The sequence below is a fragment of the Zhongshania sp. genome (assembly GCF_029212375.1).
Classification (GTDB): Bacteria; Pseudomonadota; Gammaproteobacteria; order Pseudomonadales; family Spongiibacteraceae; genus Spongiibacter.
In genome coordinates, this window is sequence record NZ_JARGNU010000002.1 from 356,961 (window position 1) to 377,437 (window position 20,477).

The following is a 20,477-nucleotide window of genomic DNA, read 5'->3' on the forward strand; positions in this document are numbered from 1 at the left end:
TAACGCGGTATATGCTCGGTGCTATTTCGCGAGGGTAAAGCGCGGCAGTGATACGCCGTCTTCGCGGTCGTGCCAGCGCAGGCTGACAGCACTGCCAATTTCAATTTCGCTCAGCGGCGCATCAACCACATTGGAAATCAGCTTGAGGCCGTCTACGCCGTCTAGTTCGATTACTGCCGGTACATAGGGTACGGAGTCCTGCAGTGACGGGATTACGGGGAAGCGAATAATGGTAAAGGAATACACCTTGCCGCTGCCGCTGTGTTCTACCCAGCTAATGTTTTGCGAGCGGCAGTGCCGACAATGGCTGGCGCCCAGCTCGCAGTACTGCTGACAGTCGCCGCATTTTGGCAGCTTGAGTTGATGATCCTTGGCCGCGTCCCAATAGGGCTGGGTCCAGGTATCTACTTCAAGCTGGAACAATTCGTCTGGCGGTGCTTTTGCAAAAACTTCATTACTCATGGTGTGCTCCAAATTCTTATTTAGGCTTAGCGGGACAGCAATAGGCCGCTGACTGGCAGCGAAGCTGGGCCGCCGGTAACCAGCGCGATTTCGGCATCTTTAACTTGATTGGTCGCGGTGCCGCGAATTTGCTGAACGCCCTCAATCATGTGGGTGATACCCACTGCATAAGCTTCGGATAAATTGCCGCCGTGAGTATTCACCGGAATGCTGCCCCCTTTAAAACGGATATTGCCGTCTTCAACAAAAGCGCCGCCTTCGCCACGTGCGCAAAAGCCGTAGTCTTCTAATTGCATCACCACCATGGGCGAGAAATGGTCGTAGAGTAAAGCGACGTCAACATCGGCGGCGGTGATGCCAACATCGGCGTAAAGGTGTTTGGCGATACTGGCGTGGCCCGCAGAGGCAAAATACTCATCTGGCATATTCATCCACGCGATTGAGCGACCCCATTCGCGGCGTCCGCCTTGTTCGCCATTTAATACATAGGCTGGGCGCTGCTTAAGGTCTTTGGCGCGCTCGGCACTGGTAATAATCAGCGCACCAGCAATGTCATTTTCTAGACAGAAATCGTAACGGCACAGCGGGTCGGCGATCATTGGGCCAGCAAAGTATTCTTCTTTGGTGAGTGCTTTTTGAAAGCGCGCGCCGGGGCGAGTGATGGCATTTTCGCGGGTCGACATAGCCACTTCACAAAAGGCTTCGCGGCGGGTGCCGTACTGGTGCATATGGCGCTTAGCCAGCATCGCAAAGAAGTGGCCGGGGCCGACGAGTCCGCCAGCCATAAAAAAGGCTTTGTCTGGCGTGGGGTCGATCTGCGACATGATCGAGCCATAGCGTTTGCCAGTGGGCTGCTGCATACAAAAGGGCACCACCACGACATTAGCCGCGCCAGTGGCTACGGCCATGGCGGCATTCTGCACCGCGCCAACACTGCCGCCACCACCACCGCTGACCATAGAGGAGTAGCGCACTTCAGGAATACCCAGCGACTCCATCAGCAAGCCGGTGTCGGTGCCAAAGGAGTAGTAGGAAAAGCCGTCAATGTCTTTGACCGATAAGCCCGCATCTTCAGTGGCGTTAATAATCGCCTTGCAGATTAGTTCGTTAAACGTCTGCGGGTGTGACTCGCCCCGGCGGTAGTAAGGGGTGGCGCCGATGCCGACAACGGCAGCCTGTTTGGCTATTTTCATGAATAGGCTCTCAATTTATCATTCAGCGCCACCCGTAAGTGGCGTTGCTTGGTGTTATTTCACTTATAAATAGCTATTTGCACGGCCTAATTCGGCTTTGCATTCAGCAACGATGCTTTCGATTAATTCGGCGCAAGTAGGAATATCGTTTATCAAACCCACGACCATGCCCGCAGTAACAATGCCGTCGTTAACATTGCCCGCGGCGAGTGCCGCACGGCCCCGTGCACCGGCTACCAGTGGCTGCAGGTCTTTAAAGTCGGTTTTGCCATCGCGGCCTTCAATCTCAACAACCGCGGTAGAAATATCGTTCTTCAAAACTCTGGCGGTGTTGCGCAATGTACGGAAGATCAATTTGGTGTCTTGCTCTTTGGCATCCACCAAGGCTTGTTTGATATTGGCGTGAATAGGCGCTTCTTGGGTGGCGCAAAAACGTGTGCCCATATTGATGCCTTCGGCGCCCAGTGCTAAGGCACCGGCCATGCCGCGACCACAGCCAATACCGCCGGATGCAATAACGGGAATAGTTAATGCGCGCGCGGCGAGGGGAATTAGCACCATGCCTGGAATGTCTTCTTCGCCGGGGTGACCTGCGCATTCAAAGCCGTCGATGCTGATGGCGTCTACGCCTAAATTTTGCGCCGTTAGGGCATGACGCACGGCGACGCATTTGTGAATGATTTTAATGCCGGCGGCTTTCAGCTTGGGCATATACTCAACGGCGCCGGGGCCGGCGGTTTCGACTATTTTAATACCGCTGTTAATAATAACGTCGATGTATTCTTCGTACGGCGGCGGCTTGATGGTGGGGAATACCGTCATGTTCACACCAAAGGGCTTGTCGGTCATGGTGCGGCAGCGGGCGATTTCTTTTTCTAAATCAGCCGGTGTTGGCTGAGTTAAACCCGTTAGCATACCGAGGCCACCCGCATTGGATACCGCTGAGGCGAGTTCGGCGAGGCCGACCCACTGCATACCACCTTGGATAATCGGGTATTGGGTGCCAAGTAATTCTGTAACGCGTGTTTTCATTTTTGTGCTCCGCTTTTTATATCGGGAAATTTAATTCCAGGCGATCTTATTTGTTGGTGTTTACCACGCGGCCAAATCGGCAGCGCGTTTGCGGTGTAGGGCGGGAGCGCCCATATACGCATTGTTAAACAGTGCTCGTTTTAAAAAGACTTGAATATCGCATTCCCATGTATAGCCAATGCCGCCGTGGGCCTGCACGGCCTCGCGGGCGACGTGTAAATAGCGCTCGCAGAGGTGGGCCTTGGCCAGCGCCGCTTGCCGTGATGACGCCTCTGGCTCGCGGTCAAAGGCGTAGGCCGCATGCCAGTAAAGACCGCGCATGGGCTCAACGTCTACGGCCATATTGGCGAGCTGATGTTTCAGGGCTTGGAATTTGCCGATGATTTGGCCAAATTGCTCCCGAGTTTTAGCATAGTCTACCGCCATGTCGATTGCGCGACTGGCGCCGCCAAAGCTGTCTGCGGCGAGCAGAATCAGTGCGGTGTTTAGCACTTTCTCGGCGGCCTCGGTGCTGCTATTGGGCAGTAATTCCACGGCGCAGTTTGCAAAGTTCAGGCTCGCCAGCGGACGGCTGCGGTCGGTGACGTCTTCTGGGCTGATGCTTAAACCGCTTGCGGATTTTTCGACCAGCGCAAACTGATTGTCGGCTAGTGCAATGACGATGAGATCAGCGTGTTCAGCATATGGTACGTGCTGCTTGCTGCCGTTAAGGCTGTTGCCTGTTAGGGCTAATTCAGCGCCAAACCACTGACCCGTTTCAGCACTGGCGAAGCTACCGAGGGCTTCGCCACTGGCCAGTAGCGGGAGCCATTTCTCTTTCTGCTGCTGGCTACCTGCGAGTATCAGGGCTTGAGTGCACAAGCTGTGACCCAGCAGTGGGCCGGGGGCGGCGGCGTAGCCAAGGGTCTCGGCAATAATGGCTAAGTTCAGTAATTCCATGCCAAGGCCGCCAAATTCTTCAGGCACGATCAGGGCGGGCACACCCATGTCGATCAAACCCTGCCAAATATCGGTGGGCAGATTTTGCGGCTCGTCGATATAGCGTTGCAGCTTGGTCGACTCGCAATTTTTGGCGAGGAAACGTTTTACCGTGTCCTGAATTTCAAGTTGTTCTGCTGACAGTAAAAATTCCATGCGCGCTACTCCTGAGCATCGTCACGGGGCAGATCAAAGCCCCGCTCGGCGATGATATTGCGCTGAATATTTGAGGTGCCTCCGGCAATGGCAACGCCGAGGGAACCAAAGAATTGGTTTAGCCATTTTTCATGGCCCTCTGCACGGCCTTTGATTGGCGGCATGGTAAGGGCGGCATCGCCAATGAGGTCTTTGGCGAGGTCGGCGACCATATGACCAATATTGGTATTAATCAGCTTGTTCATTAAGGTGATGCGGCCGGGGTTTTGCTTAGCCGCTGCCATCGACAGTTGGCGATAGCTAGAATACAAATGCGACTGCACATAGCCTTCTAAGGTCACTAAGCGGTCGCGAATCACTGGGTGCTCAATGGCCGGTACGCCTTGGTAATTAACGCCTTTGGCGAGGCTTAATAATTTTTCAAACAAACCGACCGAGGTTTGCGCGCCGCCAATAGAGCTGCGCTCGTGGGCGAGGGTGGCTTTCGATACTGTCCAGCCTTGGCCGCGCTCGCCAACAATCCAGTCGGCGGGGGTGCGGGCGTCGTCAAAAAACACCTCGCAAAACTCCTTGCCGCCGGTGACCTGCTTAATTGGGCGAATGGTTACGCCCGGTGCTTTGAGGTCGATCAGCAAATAGGAGATGCCCGCGTGTTTACCCGCGTCTGGTTCGGTGCGGGCGAGAACGAACATATACTGGGCGTATTGGGCTAAAGTGCTCCAGATTTTTTGGCCAGTGATAGACCATTCCAAACCGTTTTCGCCCTCGACAAGTTCAGCGCGGGTGCGCAGGGAGGCGAGGTCGGAACCGGCATTGGGTTCTGAATAGCCCTGCGCCCAGTGGTATTCACCAGTCAGGGTTTTGGCCACAAAACGCTCTTTTTGCGCTTGGGTGCCGCACTCCAATAAGGTAGGTACCAACATCATATTGCCGATGCCGGGGGCTTCCATGGGGGCGCGGCGTTTTGAAAATTCATCGCGGATTATGGTGGCTTTTAAAATGTCGGCTTCCTGCTCGGCGCCGCCAAATTCCTTGGGCACACCGCGATACAAAAAGCCCGCTTCAATAGCCTGTTTGCGAAACCAAGCCTCTTTTTTAGGCCGAGGCCAATCAGCAGCACCTTCGCCAGCGCTGTCTGGCACGGGCCAATGGGCTTTTAAAAAGCTGATCACCGTTTGGCGAAAAGCTTCGTACTCCGCGTTGTAACTGAGATCCACTTCATCTCTCCAATAATTGCTTGGGACCAATAAGTACTTGGAATAAGACCCTTAGGCCTTTTTAGCCGCCATCAATTCACGGTGGCGGGCCAGCATTTCTACAGCGCGACGCTTGGTCTCAGGCGCGGCTTCGGGCAGCATGACAATACCGTGTTCCTTGCTGGGCAGGGCAACGGTGGCAGTGCAACGCACGGTTTCTTCGTCGCGCTGGTTAATCATGCTCACGCTGATGTCGACCAAACACTGGCCGTTTTCAACGCGCTTGCCGATGATTTCGCCTTTAACAAACTGGACGTCGCCCATGTAGTTAAATTTGCGAATCTCGTCGTACATGCTCACTACCCAGCCGTCGTCGCCAGCCCACTCTGCTAAATAGTGGTAAAGATAGTGCTCACGCATTACGCCGTAGTCGTAGGCGCGGGGGTTGCCGATGGCTTGTGCCCAGCTACTGTCCCAGTGCAGACGCTGGGCCACATCGGGCACGCCCATGTCGTTTTTTACGTAGAACGGTGCAATGCGCTGGCGGTTTTTGTGCCACATCCGACCAGTGCGAAGACCATAGGGTACCCAGCCATAACCGGCGGCGTGGAAGTTCACTACGTCGGTGACGGTGAGTGGGCCGCGCACGGAATCGGTGAGGGCGCCGCCTACGGCGACGTCTTCAAAAAAGAGTTTGTCGCCGCCGCGGGGATTGTCGTTGGCGTACAGCTCGTCAATGCGAACTAAATCGTCGTCGTTGTAGCTGGCTGGTTCAATGCTGAGGTTCTTGCCTTTTTCCCGGGCTTTTTTGCGCTCGGTCAAGATTAGGCGGTAGGTGTATTCGGCCACGACTTCGCCGCGCTGGTTCATTTTTACCGAGCGGTTTAAGCGAGTGACTTTACGGCCCGCAAATTCAGACGGAGTGACTTCTAGATCAGTTTCACCGGAGAAACTGTAAATGGTGTCGCCGGGATACATAGGCTTGTAAAACTTCCACTCGCCACCAGAGATAAAGGCGTGAATGCCACGGAATACGCTTTTGGTTTGGTCTTTGATCTCTTTAGGAATCGGGTCGCCGAGCATCGGCTTGTTGACAAAGCCCGACATAATTGGCGGCGCAAATACGCCACCCCAGCGGGTGCCTTCGGCGTAGTCTTCGTCGACGAACAGGGGGTTGTCGCTGCCGCAGCCCTGCGCGTAGGTGCGGATATTGTCTTCGGTGATTTTGGTGATTTGCTCTTTGTCACGGCAGGCCAAATCAATGCCGATTAATAGGCGAGCGCGCTCAATATCGTGGTCGGTGAGTTCGTAGTTGGTGGCTTTTTCAAACTCGTCGCTAATTTTGTTTTCGGTCTTTTTCTCAGACATCTTTTATTCCTCTTTTAAATTCCGTGCTTACTTGCGAGTGTTTACGGCTTATTTACCAGTAAAGACCGGCTCGCGTTTTTCGATAAAGGCTTTGATCGCTTCGCGGTGATCCTCGGTCAGCGACGACAACACCATATTGGTGGCCTCCTGATCGAGCTGTTCACCTAAGCTGGCACTCACTGCCGCGTTCATATTCTGTTTCATTAATTGCAGGGTGATCGGTGGTGCGGCGGCCAGTTTGTTGGCCAGCGCCATGGTGTCGGCGTAGAGCTCTTCTGGTGCAGATACCTTCGTCACCATGCCGATACGCAGGGCTTCGTCGGCGCTGACTTTTTCAGATAAATACATGAGTTCGCGGGCTTTGGCGCTGCCGAGTAGGCGAGTTAAAAAGTAGCTGGCGCCGTAATCGCCAGACAAACCGGCTTTGATAAACGAGGTCACAAACACCGCTTTGGATGAGGCGACCCGAAAATCGCAGGCACCGGCAAGGGCAAGGCCAACACTGGCGCTGGCACCATTGACCATGGCAATGGTCGGCTTGGGCATCTCGTATAAAATACGGCTAGTTTCCATATTGTCGCGCAGCCACTTGATGCGATTAACTAAAGTGTCTGCTGGACGATTGGCGCGGCGCTCAGCCGCCGCTGCTGCTTCTTCTGGGCTTAAGTCTTTTTTCTTTTCTGGCTTGCCGCCAATATCACCGCCCGCGCAAAAGGCTTTGCCGGCGCCGGTGACAATAACAACCCGCGCACGCTCATTACTGGCAGCTTCGCTCATCGCAGTGGTGAGCTGGCGCATCATTGGCGGGTTTAGGGCATTGGCTTTATCTGGCCGGTTTAAGGTCAGCGTTAAAATCCCATCTTCGAGTTGTTGTAATACCAGTTGCTCTGCCACAGTTTTAATCCCTTGTTGCGTCGTCGAGGAAGAGGTTTTTAACGGCGTGTTTTGAAATTTTCATCGAGGGCGTGCGGGGCATGTCCTCTACCACTTTAATATCGCTTGGTACTTGATACGAGGTTAGCTTGGATTTTAGGAAGGTTTTGACCTCGTTCAAATCTATCTCGGTGACGCCGTGATGCAGCTGAATGGCGGCAACGGGGATTTGCCCAAGGCGTTCATCGGGTATACCTACTACACAGGCGTATTTGATTTTGCTGTGGCTGCGCAATACTTTTACGACATCGTCGGGCAGAATTTTGAAGCCACCGCGAATAATCGCGTCGTCGGCGCGACCGCGAATATAAAGAAAACCGTCGTCGTCAATTTCGGCGAGGTCAGTGGTGCGCGTCCACTCTTTACTGCCAATTTGGGTAGACACCACTTCCAGTACACCGACGGTATTGGCGGGCAGTACTTCGCCGGTTTCGGCGTTCACCACGCGAATTTTTGTACCGGGTTGCGCTAGGCCTACAGAGCCGCGCTTTTGCTTGGCGAATTTTTTATGGTCGCCAATGGTCCAGCCAGCAACCGCGCCAGCGAACTCGGTGGCGCCATAGGAGTCGAGTAAGGCAACACGGTATTTATCTTCAAACTCATCTTGAAGCGACGGTGGTAGTGGCGCACTGCCAGTGCGGATGGCGAGTAGGCAACGTAATTCTGACGCGGGCACGTCGGCATCGAGGATCATACGCAGAGCGGTTGGTGGCAGCGAAATTAATTTTGGCTGGTAAGTGACGAGCGCTCGGCGGATCTCGGCGACGCTGAATTTTTCAAGAATCACAATAGGGCGAGCTTGGATCACTGCCGCCATGGCCGCGAACATGCCGCCTATATGAACCAGTGGCGTGGTCAGTACTGCTGGCGTGCTCTTTAGGCGAATTTCTTCAATCTCGGCATGACTGCTGTAGTGCCCTGGCGTGCCCATTAGCGAGAGTGTAAAGCTCGAATAGGGCAGTTCGATCCGTTTAGCCGGTCCCGTTGTGCCGCTGGTGAGCATGAGGATGGCGGTGTTTGGCAGCGCTGGGTGGTAATCTTTTGCTGTTGGCGCACGGTCGGCATTAATAGCTGTGATATTGAGGTGCTGGTCGGTATGCATCTCTAAAAGCAGCGAACCGCTGTCGTTGGCGGCGGCGTGTAATTCCGTGTGCACTAAGTCGTCGCGATCACAAACCACGACTTTGAGATTTAATTGGCGAATATCTTGAGCGACTTTTTCTGGGCTTTGAAAAGGGTTGATCGTGGCAATACAACGTCGTGAGGCCAGCACTTGCATTAGGGTTGCGACATGAGCTGGGCGATTACGTAAAAGCACACCGACAACATCACCTTCACTTAAACCCGCTTTTTCTAGGCATTCTTCTAGACTGGACATGGCATCTCTAATGTCCTGCCAGCTGAACCATTGTCCCTGAAATTCTAAAGCCTCGCTGCTAGGAGATAGCGCTAATACTTGATTGATGCGATCTATAAGGCTCGGTTGCATGAGCTTGAATCCTGTTGTGATGACTGTAGATTGCCCACGGCGTTTGGCTGGCGGCATTAAAATTATATTGGGGGCGCGTAAGCTGCCTTAATTGTATCAATCATAGCAATCGTATACATGATTAACAAGAGGCGTTTTGGTCTAGCTTAGAGCTACTTTTAAAATGCGTTGGTTTGCCTACAGAAATAAAATGATATATATGATTAAATACCGTCACTAGTAGTTGCGCCCCGCTCTTGTTGAGTAGGGGTCATAGGAAGAAGTGCAGACATGATTGAAATTGCAGATGTGACCAGTCGCACCGGTGAGCCGGGCAAGGGTAAGAATAGTCGCGGTGCCAAGCGCTTCAAAGTGCCGAAGGCATCTGAGTTGCTGGCCGGTAGTATTCGCGACCAGATTATACGGGGCAAGCTTAGGGACGGGGATCAGCTGCCCGCTGAAGCCAATCTTATGGAACAGTTTGATGTTTCGCGTCCGACTATTCGCGAAGCGTATCGCATCCTTGAAGCGCAGCAGCTGGTATCGGTTACCCGAGGCGCCAAAGGTGGCGCGGTAGTGCATGCGCCCAGCCCCGATTTGATTGCTGAAAACACCCTTATGGTCTTGCAGTCACAGGGGGTGACCGTCTCTGAAGTTTATTTAGCGCGCAATGCTTCTGAGCCCGCCTTGGTGCGTCTGGTGGTGAATAATGCGCAGGAAGCGGCGCCGCCCAAATTGCGCGAGTGTTTGGCTGCAGAAGAAGCTGCGCTGCTGAAAGACCCTCAGGCATTCTCGCGGGCCTTGGCAGATTTTCACAGTACCTTGGTTGATCTGGCTGGCAACCGTCCGCTGGGGCTACTTTACAGCGCTATTTCCTCGATTATCTCTGCGCATCAGGCCATCGTGGCTGAAGCAAAGTGGCGTAACAAAGAAACAGGGCAGAAGACCCTAGCTGCGGGCCTGCGTTCACAGGCGAAGCTGATTGATTTGATTGAAGCGGGCGATGCCGACAAGGCGGTGGCGCATTGGCGTCGCCACAATGAAGCGGCCTACCAAATGTGGATCTCTGGCTACGAAGACACCACCATACTGGAAGTGCTCAGCCGCAATAGCTAGTTAACGGTCTTTAATTGATCGATTAGGGGCTTGTGCTAAGCCCCTAATCTTAAGCCCCTAATCTTAAGCTCTACGCTTAGCTCTCAAAGCAATCCTCCTGTAGCAACCCCTCTGTAGCAACCCCAAAGCACAGCTCCCCCGAAAGCCTTGGCTAACACCGCAAAAGCAGGCATTAAAACGTTTTATCTGGCGCCGCTGCACCTGTCGATACTGGCTGTCGCCGCCTAAACCTTGTCTTAACATCATTTTAAGCCCCGTGATTCGAGTGCGCTTAATCATCTGCATCTTTACAACAATTAAGTATTATGTATCAATATGTGAGACTAAATACTTAAATGTTTCATTTTGATATGTGAGAGGCTCTGCCATGAGTAGTAATACCCTGAAGGTTGGTGACGTCGACCTAGCTAATCCTGAAATTTTTGAAAAGGCTGTTCCCCACGAATACTTTGCGCTGCTGCGCAAGGAGGCGCCGATTACGTGGCAGCCGCAGCCAGATGAGGAGAACGGCGGCTTTTGGAATATCACTCGCTATGCAGACATTGAAGAAATTGAAAAGAACGTTGAGGTTTTTACCAGCCGCTGCGATATCAGTCCGATGCCAGTGCCGCAGTCGACCTTAGAAAATACCATTGATCACTCGATTATTATGAGTGATCCACCGCGCCACACCTTTTTGCGTCAGGCGATAATGAAAGCCTTTACACCAAAGGCGATTAAAAAGCTTGAGGAGACGATACAAACCTGTGCGGTAGATGCGATGAACGCGATTATCGACAAGGGTGTGTGTGATCTCCACGACATGGCAGCTTATACGCCGATTGAAGTGGTTGCGGAAATTCTTGGTGTGCCCGCCCACGACCGACAAAAATTGTTTGATTGGGCCAATGCCATGTTTGGCAGCAGCGACCCAGAGCTGTCTGATCCTCAACGCAATATGATGGGCGCGTTTCAGATGTTTTCCTATGCTCGCCGTTTGGGCATGGCCCGTCGGGCTAATCCTAGCGACGATGTATTTAGTATGCTTTCTGCTGCAGAGGAAGATGGCGAGCAGCTTAGTGACATCGACCTCGGTGCGACGTTTATCGTACTGGCCACTGCGGGTAACGAGACGACGCGCACCCAATTTCTGCAGGGTGCGCTACTGCTCATTGAGCATCCTGAAGTGGCGGCGCAACTGCGGGAAGATCCCTCGCTGATGAATAATGCGGTAGAAGAAATGCTGCGCTTGACCACCCCAGCGATGTGTTTTGCACGGCGTGCGGCTCGGGATCATGTGGTTAATGGCCAGTTGATTCAGGCTGGTGAAAAAGTCTTGATGTGGTATGTCTCGGGCAATCGCGACGAGGCGGTATTTGACGATCCAAATACCTTTAATATCTTCCGCAAAAATGCCAATAAACATTTATCCTTTGGCGCGACCGGGGCTATTCATCGCTGCTTGGGCGCGAATTTGGCCCGCACCGAATTGCGCGCCATGTTGCAGCAGCTGGTGACCCGTCTGCCAGATGTACAGTTGGGTGGCAAGGTTGATCGTCTGCGCAGTAATTTCACCAACGGTATCAAGCGTATGCCGGTAAAATTCAGTAAAGCCGAGCCCACGGCAGATGCATCTCATGTCACAATGTATGCCTCCGGTTACGAGGCGGCCTTGAAACAGGGCGCCAATGCCGCCGAGCCAGAAGTGGTATTGCAGGCCAGTGAGGGGCACGGGATTGAGCTGGTGCATCTTGCCAAGGTGGTGTTGGAGCTTGGTGTACCGATCATTATTCCTGAAGGGCCGCGGGGTACTCGCTTGATGGTTGATGTTACTAAGGCGAGCTGGGATGGCGCGCGAATTAAAGCGCTTGGCGCGCCATGCCCGGCAGGGGATTGGGCGACGGTGAGTGCCGACGGCACGCTGATGATTGATGTGCGGGCGACAATTGAGACCCATGACGGCGCGACCATTTTTATTAGCTACGAAGGGCGCTCGGATTATTCAAAAGGCGGTACGGCGCCGATTATTATTACGCCAAAGTTTGAAACGGCAGATCCACGCTATATGTGGCTAAACAAGGTGCAGGCGGTGGGGCGTGGTCATGCGGAAGGCATGAGTAAACTTATTTATGATGTTTACGAAGTTCGTTGAGCGATTAAGGAAAAACAAGGGGCGGTAATGAAGGTAGTTGGAGCAATCCCGCGCAGCGACGAGGGGCTGGATAAGGTCTTGAGCGCGGCGGCGCGGGCGGTGGCTCGCCTCGGTGTGTACAAGGTGGCGATGGACGATATTGCCGCCGAGGCCGAGATGTCGCGGGCCACACTGTATCGGCGCTTCGGTAGTCGCGACGCCATTATTGCCGCCTTGATTTCTGAGCAGGCGCGGCCTTTTGTTGAAGATGCAATACGTCTGTCGGCGGGCGCTGAGAGTTTTGCTGAGCAGATGGAAATTAACACCGTGCAGGCGGTGTTGAATATTAATCAGTATGAGGCGCTCGCGGCTATTTTTGCCCATGGCAATGATCCTCAGAATTTGCGCCTTATTCGGCCTGTTTACCGCGAGTTGGTGTTGGTTATTTTGATCCCATCGCTGGAGGCGGCGCGGGAGTCTGGCGAGCTTCGTGATGGTCTCGACAACGAGGAAGTCGCCGAGTGGTTGATGCGCGAGTTTTTGTTATTGGTTTCTGAAGGCGACTGGACCGAGCATCGCCTGCGGCGGCGAGTTCGGCAATTTTTATTGCCGGTGCTTTTGAAAGACAATCTCGATAATGACCTTGGTGTTATTACTGCCAAACAGCCTGCCGAACAACGTTTAGATAATATGGAAAAGCGGCTTAGTGAAATACAGCAGGCCGTGGCCTTGATTAGTCACAGTCTATTGAATAAATAAAATATACCTTGATGTAGGTCCTTGCTGTTGAGTGGCTAATGGCTTGTCCAGTTTGCTCGCTCGACATAGAATCCCTTTGTCTAGTACTACGGTTTGTAAGTTTTGCAGTCAGCTTTTTAGCACAAAGGATAATCATTTCTGCTTATGGGATTCCAGTCACCAAATGATATGAAATTGGCGCATAGTCTCGCCAAGCAAATTACGCGAGACATTGTTGCTGGCGGGCTCTCGGCCGATCAGCTTCTTGGCCGCGAGGCCGACCTTCGCGCCCGATATTCGGTTAGTAGAGATACCTTTCGCGAAGCCCTGCGCCAATTAGAGTGGCTCGGTATTACGCGATCGCAGCGCGGGATTAATGGCGGAATATACGTGCAGGCGCCCAAGCAGTCGCTGGTGGTGAATTTGCTCCGAGATTATTTTGATTTTTCCCAAGCCGATTTTAGTGATCTGCTAAAGGTGCGAGCGGTGCTCGAACAAGATTTAGTGCGGGTGGCGCTGCAGAAATTGGACAACCGCGACATTGTTAAATTGCGGATTTTGCAGGGCCAATACCAGCAGGGAATGCCGCGAGAGCAATTTGTTGTTTTATTGTTTCGTTTTTATCGCCAGTTAATGGATATTACCGATAACGACGTTGTTACCTTATGTTTGATGCCTTTAATTTTTGTCACTGTTGATTTGGTTAATTTTGAAAAGCTGAGTGACGAGGAATTTGCCCTTAATAGTGCCTTGGCGTGGTCGAAACTCAGTTTATTGCTGAATGAAATTATTGCGGGTAATAGCGCAATAGCGAGTACGCACCTCCAAGGGTTTTTGGATTTCACGGCTGAATCGGTGGCCAGTCAAATAGCAACGTTGCACAGTGTGTCGGCCTATCCGGATTGGTTTGATGACAGCCATAGTAAGCTGGCAGAAGGCTTGATTTACCGGATACATCGCGATATCCGTGATACTGGCTGTGAAAATGGCGAGCGCCTGGGAACAGAAACTGAGCTCATGAACCGCTATGCGGTGAGCCGAAGTACCTTTCGCGAAGCGTGTCGGGTGTTGGAAACAGTGGGTTTGGTTTATATGCAAAAGGGGCGCGATGGAGGCCTTAGAGTAGGACAGCCAAAGCCTGATAATGCGATATCGGCGGTGGTGTATTACTTGAATGCGACCGCAGCGCCCTATGCCGATATTGCCGCAGTGCGCGCTGCGGTTGAGCTTGCAGCTATACCCCTCGCTGCAGAAATGCTGACTGAAGATGACGCTAAGTCTTTGTCAGTTTTGATTGAAACCCAGCAGGCGTTAGTTGGCGAGGCGAGTTTTACCAGTGCGGCGATGGCTACCCAAAAAGCGATTAACCATCTGGGTGGCAATGCCATACTTAACTTCTATTACGATGCTTTGCTAGACAGTATTTATCTCACCGAGCAGGGTAAGCAGGCCTTGGCCAAGTTAGCAAAATATGCTGAGCCAATTACGGCGAGCCAGTCTGCTATCGTCGACGCGGTGCTACACCGCGACCCCTCGCTAGCGCGGCGCAGGGTCTTGCAACACCACAACATAATTGAAAAATATATAGCGGGTGTGTAGCTCGCGCTACAGCATTTTGTCCACAAATCTTTGTTTTTTGTCCGTCGATGGTGGTGCTAAATATTTGCCAATGCTCAGTAAGCCTTGGTGATAAACCGCTTTTTTGTGGCTGAATTGTAAGAAGCCATGGTGCCCGTGGTAAGAGCCCATGCCGCTGTTGCCAATACCCGCTAGAGGAAGATCTGGGCAGGTAATGTGTTGCGCTACATCATTGATTGTTACCCCGCCAGAGCAGGTATTCTGCAGTAGGTTTTGAATATTGGTTTTGTTATTGCTGAAGCAGTACAGCGCCAGCGGCCGGTGTTTACTGTTGACGTAACTCACGGTTTCATTGAAATCGCGATACGTTTTAATCACCAGTATCGGGCCAAACAGTTCATCGTTAATTACTCTTAAGCTTTCGTCGGGGTTGATAACAAAGCGGAAGGGCATCTTTCGTGGGCTATTGCTAAAGTCTTCGTTGGCGGGGTTGAATTCTTCGATTCGGCAGCCGGCGGCTTTTGCCTCGTCGATGTACCCTTGCAAACGGTCGTAGTGGCGCTGGTTAATAATCGAGGTGACGTCTTCATTGTCGGCGATAGAGCTGAAAAAACCGCCAAGCGTGGCTGTCGCTGCACTGAGAAATTCTTCAAGCTTAGTTTCTGGCAGTAACACGTAATCCGGTGACAGGCAGAGCTGTCCAGAATTCATGATTTTCATGGTCATGGTGCGTTGCGCGGCTTGCTGAATATTGGCGCTTTGATCGACGATAACTGGGCATTTGCCACCGAGTTCTAAGGTCAGTGGTACTAGGTTTTGCGCGGCAGCAGCCATGACCGATTTAGCAATTTCTGGTCCGCCAGTGTAGACCAAGTGATCGAAGGCTAGTTTAGAAAATTCTATAGCGGTATTTACGTCGCCATTTACCACGGTCATCTCGGTGGGGTCGAAACCATCTGCGACCATGGTGCTGATGACGGTAGACGTTGCAGGCGTTAAATCCGAAGGTTTAAGCATGACCCGATTGCCGGCGGCAATAGCACCTATAGCAGGTGAAAACGCTAAGTGCGCGGGAAAGTTCCACGGCGACATATTGCCTATCACACCGAGTGGCTGGTAGTGAATCTGTGCTTTAGAGCTCATTATATTCATGGGGAAAGGCACTTTGCGGTTTTCGGGGCGCATCCATTTTTTGACTTCTTTTTGGGTTTCTTTGGCTTCGCGGCTACTGGCGAGTACGTCGGTGATGGTTGACTGGAAGCGGCTGCGGTGACCGAAATCATGAGACAAGGCTTCAATTAATTGATCTTTATAGCGCAGATGGATGTCGGCGATGCGGGCTAGGCGGTCGATTCTGATTGCGGCGTCGGGAAAGCCGTCTTTCATAAAGCTATCGCGTTGTGCTTGCAGCAGTTCTTGTAGCGGCTTGGCGCTGTCTTGGTGTGGCTGGTTCATAAATCGGCACTCATTGTCGTCGTTGTTAGGGGTTTAGGTTTGGTTTACAGATAACGGAGCTTGTCTAATATTTGATCAAGCTTGGTGTTGATGTCGTCAGCTTTGGCTGCGGTAGTTGTGTTAGGTCTGAGCGCATCAACAATAAAAATTTGTATATAGCGGTCAAGTGGTTCGTTCGCGAAACTAGGGGGGAGTGGAATGCTCATCAGCGTCCACATTTGTCTTAGTATCCAGTCGGCGATTTCATCGCTGTGCAGGTCTTGGCGGAGCACACCTTGTTGTTGGCAGCGCAGCATAAAAGGCGATATCACACTAAGGATGGCGGCGAGCCCCTTGCCGTCTTCCTTGTGCATTAATTTCACCGCGTGGGTGATGTTTTTTTCATCCCAGGGTAAATAGCGGCGCGACTGGGCGATGCTGGCGACCTGCTTGCTGAATTCAAAAAGGCGCTGTTCGGGGGCTTCAATGGCCTCTACGTCGGCAATAATGTCTTTGAGTATATTGGCCCACATGCTTGCGACTACGCAGGAGAACATGTCGTCGAGATTTCTAAACTCCCGATAAAATGAGGTTCTAGATACCCCTGCCGATTGGCACAGCGCATTGATCTGGGCATCTGCCAGGCTGTGGTCTTTTAAATATTGTTCAGCCGTAGCGAGAATTTTTATGCGAATACTGCTCATACTTTTGGAATTTCTCTCTTTGAGCTTGGCGACCGGCAAAGGGCTTCGCGGTTGCCTATGCTGGTATTGATTTGGCCTTGGCCATTGCTGGCGGCGACAGCAGGGACTTGAGAATTGGGGGCACTGTCAAGGCAAGGGAATGACGGCAGGCTGTTTATGTGAAGTGGTACGTCGGGCATAAAATCTGACTCCTTGGCGTAATTTGTACTGTTTCTCTGCGTAAAGCTTATGCTTTTGAGTTTGTGTATGCGAATTTTAGGTACATTTTGTGGGTGTTGTTTCATTGTAAAGCAACATATTTTTATATATGTAATATTTTTGTTTGAAAAGCATGAGTGAATACTTCGCTATTGACATTTTTGTAGAATATTATCATATAAAACAGTATGTTATATTAATTGTTTAATTGATATATAGGATTACTTTACAGTATGTTAAAGATGACGCTATAGTATGTCGAGAAAAATAACTTGGGTTTTTACTTCTTTGGCAAGGGCTAAATCGTTCAACTGTCCATTATGCCGCTGAGAATCGTGTTTTTTCTTCGGGGTGTGACACGAATCTAGAGAATACAGTAGTCGTATTGTTTTCCCTTGCCCCAGTATTTGGCCGATATGAGAAATTTGTTGATTCAATAATAAGAGGAGATAGGGAAATGGGGCGTATATCGCTATTGGCGCTGGGGTCGGTGATTTGCTGCCAGCTTGGGTTTGCACAGGAAGTGGAGCGTAAACGCAGCTCTTTGATCGAAGAAGTAGTGGTTACGGCCCAAAAACGAGAGCAGTCTGCCGAGGATGTTGGTATTGCCATTTCGGCATTCAGTGATGACACGCTTCAAGCGCTTGGCATTACCGACACCGCCGACTTAACCAATTTGGTAGCTGGGTTCTCTTATACCGACAGTGGCTTTTCCATCCCTGTGTATACCTTGCGTGGTGTTGGCTTTAACGAAATTAGTCAAACCGCGACTTCTGCTGTTGGTGTGTATATTGATGAAGTGAATATTCCTTTTCCTGTAATGACCAAGGGCGCAAACCTTGATCTGGAGCGGGTCGAAGTATTAAAGGGTCCGCAGGGTACGCTATATGGCCGTAATACTACCGGCGGCGCAGTAAACTATATTAGTAAAAAGCCTGGTGAAGAGTTTGAAGCGGGGTTCTCGGCGGGCTATCAAAAATACGCTCAATCAGATCTGGAAGCCTATGTTAGTGGCCCGCTGAGCGACAGCCTTGGGGCGCGTTTTGCCGTGCGTGATATTCGCAGTAGTGAAGGTTGGCAATACGATTACACTCGGCTGGGTGCAGAGTTGGGCGAGGTCGACAAACAGTCAGCTAGGTTCTTGCTGGTGTGGAACGCCAGCGATGAGGTGTCTGTGCAGTGGTCGGTAGATGGTTGGCGTGATCGCAGTGAACCCCAGTCACCCCAGTATTTTCAGTTTAAGAATTTCTCTGCCCTGCCTGCCGCCGAGGCATCCGAAAATGTGCAGAACCATCCTACCGCACCAGAGGGCGATGCGCGGGCAACAGCATATAATCCCGAGCGCGAGTTGGGCTTGGATCAGGACTATATCGCGACATCTGTTCGCACCGACTGGCAATTTAGCGAATCTACTACATTCACATCGATCTTAGCCTTGCAGCGCTTTGACGGTAACGACAGTTATAACAATGACGGTCTCAATGTAAGCGACCTCGACTACGATACCGCAACCGACACTACCGCGTGGAACGCGGAATTCCGTTTTTCGGGTTTCGCCTTTGACGATAGCGTGCAGTGGGTTGCAGGCTACTTTTACAGCGGCGATGAACTTGAAGACACTCGCTACACCTACCCCACGGAGTCCAGCGGCGGCTATGGCGGTATATTTGTCCGTCAGGTAGATCTCTATTCCAAGCAAGATGCTGAAAGTCACGCCCTTTTCGGCCAAGCCGAATGGCAGGCGAGTGAGCAATTTAAATATACCCTTGGTTTGCGTTATACCGAAGACTCCCGCGACTACGATGCCTGTACCCGCGATGCCGACGGTACCACAGCGTCTTTATTCCAAGCAGTTGGCGTTTTGCAGCGTGCAGGGCTGGGTGATGTGTTTTCGCTATTGACCAGTGAGCAGGTTAGCCAAGTAGGGCAGGTTGTTGCGGGTCTGTTGCCCATAACGGCGTTGAGCGAACCTATTGGTCAGGCACTGGTTGCGGCGGCAGATGCGGGTTTGCTGGATTTGACCGGTGATCTCTCTGGCGGCCCCGGTGTTGGCGATTGCGTAACTTTAAACAGTGAGACCAATGAGTCGGGCTTGGTTCGCGGTGGCTTAGAAGAAGACAATATCTCTGGCCGTATCGCAGTAGATTGGACTCCCAGCGATGCGATGTTGTTTTATGCTTCATACAGTATTGGCTATAAAGCAGGTAGTTACCCCTCGCTATTGTCCGCAACGGATGAACAATATACCCCTGTTACCCAAGAGCGTATTGAAGCTTTTGAACTTGGTATGAAGGCTCAGTGGTATGACGGGCTGTTAAAAGTGAATAGCTCTCTATTTCGCTATAACTATGAAGACAAACAGCTATTTACCGTATTTAAAGATCCTATTTTTGGCGCTATTCAGCGTTTAGATAATGTGCCTGAATCGATTGTGCAGGGGCTAGAGCTAGAAATCCAAGCGGCACCCTTCGATGGTTTATATACGTCTGTCGGTCTTTCTCTGCTAGATACCGAAGTCAAAAATTATGTTGGTATTGATATTAATGGCAATGAACAAGACTTTTCTGGGAATGAGCTCGATTACGCCTCGCCAATGGAGGTAACCGCAGTAGTCAATTATGAGTGGCCAGTATTTAAAGATTATTCAGCAAGTATTGGTTTTGACGGCAAGTATTCTGATGCAGCGCAGGGCGACCTCTCTAACGACCCTATTACTGTTCGGCCCAGCTATTTTATTCTCAATGCCAGAGTTGGCTTCAGCCCTTACGATGGCCCGTGGAATATCCAAGCTTACGTGCGAAACCTAACGGATGAAGTGTATTTCAATTCAACCCAATTCCAGCCAGATGTGTTTGTGCGTTATACCGGTAGGCCGCGGGTTTACGGAATGCGGCTGGATTACGAGTTTTAGCGGTGCTCCCAGTAGGGGGCTCATTGCGCTGCGAAGGAGTTTCCTTCGCAGCATTTTTGTAAAATATTGAGGTAGTTAAAAGTGAAGACAGTATTAATAACCGGTGGCGGTAGCGGAATCGGTCGTCAGTTTTGTCGCTTGTTTGCAGCAGACGGCTATCGCTTAGTGGTATTTAGTTTGATGCAAGATGAACTGGACGATTTGGCGCTTGAGTTGCAGCGGGATTTTCCGAGTGTTGAAACTGTACTCGTGCAAAAAGATGTTGCCCAAGACGGCGCTGCCGACGAGGTGCTGACTTACTGCGAACAACATAATTTGGCCATTGATGTACTGGTAAATAATGCTGGATTTTGTGTGTTTGGTGACCACGTCGCGGTAGATGGTAAGCGCCTTGAGAGTATGTTGAAGCTGAATGTGGTCGGTTTAAGCCAAATGTGTCGAGTATTTGGTGATGAAATGAAGCGTCGCGGCAGTGGAAAGATTTTGAATGTCGGCTCTATGGCGGGCTATATTCCAACCGTTGGCATGGCGGCTTACTGCGCGTCGAAAGCCTATGTTAATAATTTTAGCGCGGGTATCGCCGCTGAACTAGCAGATTACGGTGTGCAGGTTAGTGTGCTGTGTCCGCCTGCTACCCAAAGTAAATTCATGGCGACCGCCAAGGGTGACGACGATACCGGCAAAGCGGTAGAAAAATTTGTGTCTGGGAATATGTTCACTGCTGAAGATGTTGCCAAAGCGGGTTACAAGGGGCTGATGGCGGGTAAGCGTCGTATTTCTGTGACGCCAATGCTGCGCTTTTCTATGTTTATGATGCAGCTCTTCTCGCCAGATATGTTGGCCAATCTCACGCTTAAGCAAGTGAAAAAACTTAAAGCAGCCTAGTTTATTCGGCGCTCAAT

The 20,477-nt window shown here is 51.5% G+C and carries 16 protein-coding genes; 6 read left to right on the forward strand and 10 right to left on the reverse strand.

Annotation, left to right across the window (positions count from 1 at the left end; all coding sequences use genetic code 11):
• Positions 1-21: 21 nt before the first annotated feature.
• The 8 genes from P1U47_RS03645 to P1U47_RS03680 form a co-directional block, all read right to left on the reverse strand.
• A complete protein-coding gene (locus P1U47_RS03645) occupies positions 22-462 on the reverse strand; it encodes an OB-fold domain-containing protein (RefSeq protein ID WP_301027213.1) in 441 nt (146 codons plus the stop codon).
• Positions 463-488: 26 nt separating this feature from the next.
• Complete coding sequence (locus P1U47_RS03650) at positions 489-1,655, reverse strand: hypothetical protein (protein ID WP_301027214.1); 1,167 nt, start codon at positions 1,653-1,655, stop codon at positions 489-491.
• Between the two features lie 63 nt (positions 1,656-1,718).
• Complete coding sequence (locus P1U47_RS03655) at positions 1,719-2,687, reverse strand: nitronate monooxygenase (RefSeq protein ID WP_301027215.1); 969 nt, start codon at positions 2,685-2,687, stop codon at positions 1,719-1,721.
• 60 nt (positions 2,688-2,747) lie between these two features.
• Positions 2,748-3,821: an acyl-CoA dehydrogenase family protein gene (locus tag P1U47_RS03660; RefSeq protein WP_301027216.1), complete on the reverse strand. Its 1,074-nt coding sequence runs from the start codon at positions 3,819-3,821 to the stop codon at positions 2,748-2,750.
• A 5-nt stretch (positions 3,822-3,826) separates the two neighbouring features.
• Positions 3,827-5,038 (reverse strand): acyl-CoA dehydrogenase family protein, encoded by a 1,212-nt coding sequence (locus P1U47_RS03665; RefSeq protein ID WP_301027217.1) that lies wholly within the window; start codon positions 5,036-5,038, stop codon positions 3,827-3,829.
• Between the two features lie 51 nt (positions 5,039-5,089).
• Positions 5,090-6,385 (reverse strand): MaoC family dehydratase N-terminal domain-containing protein, encoded by a 1,296-nt coding sequence (locus tag P1U47_RS03670; RefSeq protein WP_301027218.1) that lies wholly within the window; start codon positions 6,383-6,385, stop codon positions 5,090-5,092.
• Positions 6,386-6,433: 48 nt separating this feature from the next.
• Positions 6,434-7,279, reverse strand: a complete 846-nt coding sequence (locus tag P1U47_RS03675) for an enoyl-CoA hydratase (RefSeq protein WP_301027219.1) — start codon at positions 7,277-7,279, stop codon at positions 6,434-6,436.
• Positions 7,280-7,283: 4 nt separating this feature from the next.
• Positions 7,284-8,807 carry a class I adenylate-forming enzyme family protein gene (locus tag P1U47_RS03680; RefSeq protein WP_301027220.1) on the reverse strand — a complete coding sequence of 508 codons (1,524 nt, stop codon included), beginning with the start codon at positions 8,805-8,807 and terminating at the stop codon, positions 7,284-7,286.
• A gap of 270 nt (positions 8,808-9,077) precedes the next feature.
• Here P1U47_RS03680 and P1U47_RS03685 point away from each other — a divergent pair, with 270 nt between their 5' ends.
• From P1U47_RS03685 to P1U47_RS03700, 4 genes are all read left to right on the forward strand, one after another.
• Positions 9,078-9,902, forward strand: a complete 825-nt coding sequence (locus P1U47_RS03685; protein ID WP_301027221.1) for a GntR family transcriptional regulator — start codon at positions 9,078-9,080, stop codon at positions 9,900-9,902.
• Between the two features lie 367 nt (positions 9,903-10,269).
• Positions 10,270-12,033 carry a cytochrome P450 gene (locus tag P1U47_RS03690; protein WP_301027222.1) on the forward strand — a complete coding sequence of 588 codons (1,764 nt, stop codon included), beginning with the start codon at positions 10,270-10,272 and terminating at the stop codon, positions 12,031-12,033.
• A 27-nt stretch (positions 12,034-12,060) separates the two neighbouring features.
• Positions 12,061-12,771: a TetR/AcrR family transcriptional regulator gene (locus P1U47_RS03695; protein WP_301027223.1), complete on the forward strand. Its 711-nt coding sequence runs from the start codon at positions 12,061-12,063 to the stop codon at positions 12,769-12,771.
• 144 nt (positions 12,772-12,915) lie between these two features.
• Complete coding sequence (locus P1U47_RS03700; protein ID WP_301027224.1) at positions 12,916-14,349, forward strand: GntR family transcriptional regulator; 1,434 nt, start codon at positions 12,916-12,918, stop codon at positions 14,347-14,349.
• A gap of 6 nt (positions 14,350-14,355) precedes the next feature.
• On the opposite strand, the gene P1U47_RS03705 is transcribed toward P1U47_RS03700, so the two are convergent.
• Positions 14,356-15,783, reverse strand: a complete 1,428-nt coding sequence (locus tag P1U47_RS03705; RefSeq protein ID WP_301027225.1) for a coniferyl aldehyde dehydrogenase — start codon at positions 15,781-15,783, stop codon at positions 14,356-14,358.
• 44 nt (positions 15,784-15,827) lie between these two features.
• Complete coding sequence (locus tag P1U47_RS03710; protein WP_301027226.1) at positions 15,828-16,466, reverse strand: TetR/AcrR family transcriptional regulator; 639 nt, start codon at positions 16,464-16,466, stop codon at positions 15,828-15,830.
• Positions 16,467-17,121: 655 nt separating this feature from the next.
• Here P1U47_RS03710 and P1U47_RS03715 point away from each other — a divergent pair.
• Positions 17,122-19,575: a TonB-dependent receptor gene (locus tag P1U47_RS03715; protein ID WP_301027227.1), complete on the forward strand. Its 2,454-nt coding sequence runs from the start codon at positions 17,122-17,124 to the stop codon at positions 19,573-19,575.
• Between the two features lie 81 nt (positions 19,576-19,656).
• Complete coding sequence (locus P1U47_RS03720; RefSeq protein WP_301027228.1) at positions 19,657-20,460, forward strand: SDR family NAD(P)-dependent oxidoreductase; 804 nt, start codon at positions 19,657-19,659, stop codon at positions 20,458-20,460.
• Positions 20,461-20,477: the final 17 nt, after the last annotated feature.